This is a genomic window from Intestinibacter sp. (assembly GCF_051866655.1).
In the GTDB taxonomy this organism is placed as follows: Bacteria; Bacillota; Clostridia; order Peptostreptococcales; family Peptostreptococcaceae; genus Intestinibacter.
Window position 1 is genome coordinate 1 of record NZ_JBJDXL010000403.1, and the last position, 3,061, is coordinate 3,061.

Consider the following 3,061-nt stretch of genomic DNA (forward strand, 5'->3'; position numbering starts at 1 on the left):
ATTACTTTAAAGAGCTTGAGACAAAATATAGGTATAGTTCAACAGGATGTATATCTATTTGCCGGTACGGTTTACGATAATATTGCTTACGGAAATCCTAAAGCGACTAAAGACGAAATAATAGAAGCTGCAAAGCTTGCAGGAGCTCATGAATTTATAACTCAATTAAAAGACGGATACGACTCATATGTAGGGGAAAGAGGAGTTAAATTATCTGGTGGTCAAAAGCAAAGAATAAGTATAGCGAGGGTATTTTTAAAGAACCCGAAAATATTAATCCTAGATGAAGCTACATCAGCTCTAGACAATGAAAGTGAATATCTAGTATCTAAATCACTAGAGAGATTAGCTAAAGGAAGAACTACACTTACAATAGCACATAGATTGACTACTATACAAAATGCAGACAGAATACTTGTACTGACAGAAAATGGAATCGTAGAACAAGGAAATCACAGAGAATTATTAGAACAAAAAGGTGTTTACTATCAACTTTACATGATGGCAAATGAAATTGCGTAAATAAAATTAAAATAAATGCAAAAATTTTAGCCATAATAAGCTTGGGTTAGGTATAATATAAAGTGGTTTTATTTATGCTTAATCTAAGTTAAATAAAAATCTCAGACGAGTATAATTTTGAGATTTTTATCAATAATATTAAATATAAAATAATTGTGGTAAAAATTAGGAGGAATGATGAACGAGAGATCACTTAGAGTATTAGAATTTAACAAAATAATAGATAAGTTAAAAACAAAGGCGTCATCTTCTTTAGGGCTTAAACATATAGAAAATTTAAAACCAAGCAATGACTTCGATGAAGTAAAAAACACTTTGCTTGAAACAAGTGAGGCACAAGCCATACTTATTAAGAGAGGCTTAGTGAGTATGGATGGAATACATGATATAGAGGATATGGCAAAGAGAGCTAATGTAGGTGCTACAATAGATCCAGGTGCACTACTTAAGGTAGCGGATTGCTTAAGAGTAGCGCGTACATTGAAGAAAAATTTAGAGGGTTCAGAAGAAGAGGATTTTAATTATCCTATAATCCAAGCTCTAACAAATGCTTTATATACATATAGAGATATAGAGGATAGAATATATACTTCTATTGTAGGTGAATCAGAAATATCTGATAGCGCATCTACTACACTTAGAACAATAAGAAGGAGAATAGTTCAAAAGAATCAATCTATCAGATCAAAATTGAATTCTATCATAAGCTCGACTACATACCAAAAATACCTACAAGATAACATAATATCTATGAGAGGTGATAGATTCGTTATACCAGTAAAGGCTGAGTACAGATCATCAGTATCAGGTATAGTTCACGATCAATCATCATCAGGGGCTACATTATTTATTGAGCCTATGAGTATAGTTGAGATGAACAACGAGCTTAGAAAATTAAAGTTAGATGAACAAGAGGAAATAGAGAGAATTTTGGCAGAGCTATCAGCTATGGTAGGAGAAATTTCTGGAGAATTAATTTCAAATCAAGAAATTTTGGGAAAATTAGACTTTGCATTTGCTAAAGGAAAATTATCTGTTGAAATGAGAGCTATAGAACCAGTTCTAAATGAAGATAAATATTTCAACATAAAAAACGGTAGACATCCAATGATAGATAAGAGAGATGTAGTACCAAATAATATTTATTTAGGAAGAGAATTCGATACATTAGTTATCACAGGACCAAATACAGGTGGTAAAACAGTAACAATAAAGACTGTAGGCTTATTTGCACTTATGACACAAAGTGGTCTACATATTCCAGCTGATTTTGGAACTAGTATGTGTGTATACGATAATATATTTGCAGATATCGGTGATGAACAAAGTATAGAGCAAAGTTTATCTACATTTTCATCACATATGACAAATACAGTTTCTATATTAAAGGAAGTCACTTGTGATTCTTTAGTAATATTTGACGAATTAGGAGCAGGTACAGATCCAGTAGAGGGAGCAGCACTTGCAATTGCCATACTAGAAGATGTAAATATGGCAGGGGCTAAATGTATAGCTACAACTCATTACAGTGAGCTTAAAAATTACGCTCTTACTAAAAAAGGCGTAGAAAACGCAGCTGTTGAATTTGATGTAGAAACATTGAGTCCTACATATAGATTGTTGATAGGTGTTCCAGGAAAGTCTAATGCATTTGAAATATCAAAAAAATTAGGCTTAAGTGAATATGTAATAAATAGAGCTAAGGAATTTATAAATACAGACAATATCGAGCTAGAAGACGTACTACAAAACGTAGAAAAGAACAGACTAAAGGCAGAAGAAGAACGCTTAGAAGCAGAAAAATTAAGACAAGAAATAGAAGAAGTAAAGGCAGAATACGACGAAAGACTTAGAAGAGTAATAGCTCAAAGAGATAAAATCATCAGCAAGGCTAAGTCAGAAGCATTTAGCATAACTAGACAGGCAAAAGAACAATCAGACCAAATTTTAAAAGAGCTTAGAAAGCTAGAAACAGAAATGGCTTCTAAGGAAAAACACAAAAAGATTGAAGCGCTTAAAAAAGAATTATCAGATTCTATGGGTGACCTTCAACCTTCTGTAAAGAGTATGATAATGCCAAAGGTATCTTCAAAAGAAATAAAGGATTTAAAACCAGGTGATGATGTCAAGGTAGTTACATTAAACCAAGAGGGTAGCGTAGTTTCTGTAGACAATAAGAAAAAAGAAGCTGTGGTACAAATAGGTATAATGAAGATGAACCTGCCATTTAAATCACTAAAGAAAATTCCAAAGGACAAAAAATCAACAGTGACAAAACAAACACGTAAGATAATCAGCGAAAAATCAGGAAGAGTAAAAGGTGAGGTTGATTTAAGAGGATTAAACTTAGAGGAAGCTATAATAGAAATGGATAAATACTTAGATGATGCCTGTGTTGCTGGACTTGAAACAGTGACAATTATCCACGGTATAGGTACAGGAGTTCTTAAAAAAGGACTTCAAGACGTGCTAAAGAGAAACAAACACGTCAAATCAAAAAGACCAGGAGAATACGGTGAAGGTGGAGCAGGCGTAACTA

2 protein-coding genes are annotated in these 3,061 nt (G+C 32.9%); both read left to right on the forward strand.

Features of this window, described 5'->3' with window-relative positions:
- Window positions 1-522, forward strand: a 522-nt coding sequence (locus ACI3VO_RS12145) for an ABC transporter ATP-binding protein (RefSeq protein ID WP_439758170.1), incomplete at its 5' end; no start/stop codon positions are given.
- Window positions 523-699: 177 nt separating this feature from the next.
- Window positions 700-3,061: endonuclease MutS2 (locus tag ACI3VO_RS12150; RefSeq protein WP_439758171.1), on the forward strand; the 2,362-nt coding region annotated here is incomplete at its 3' end.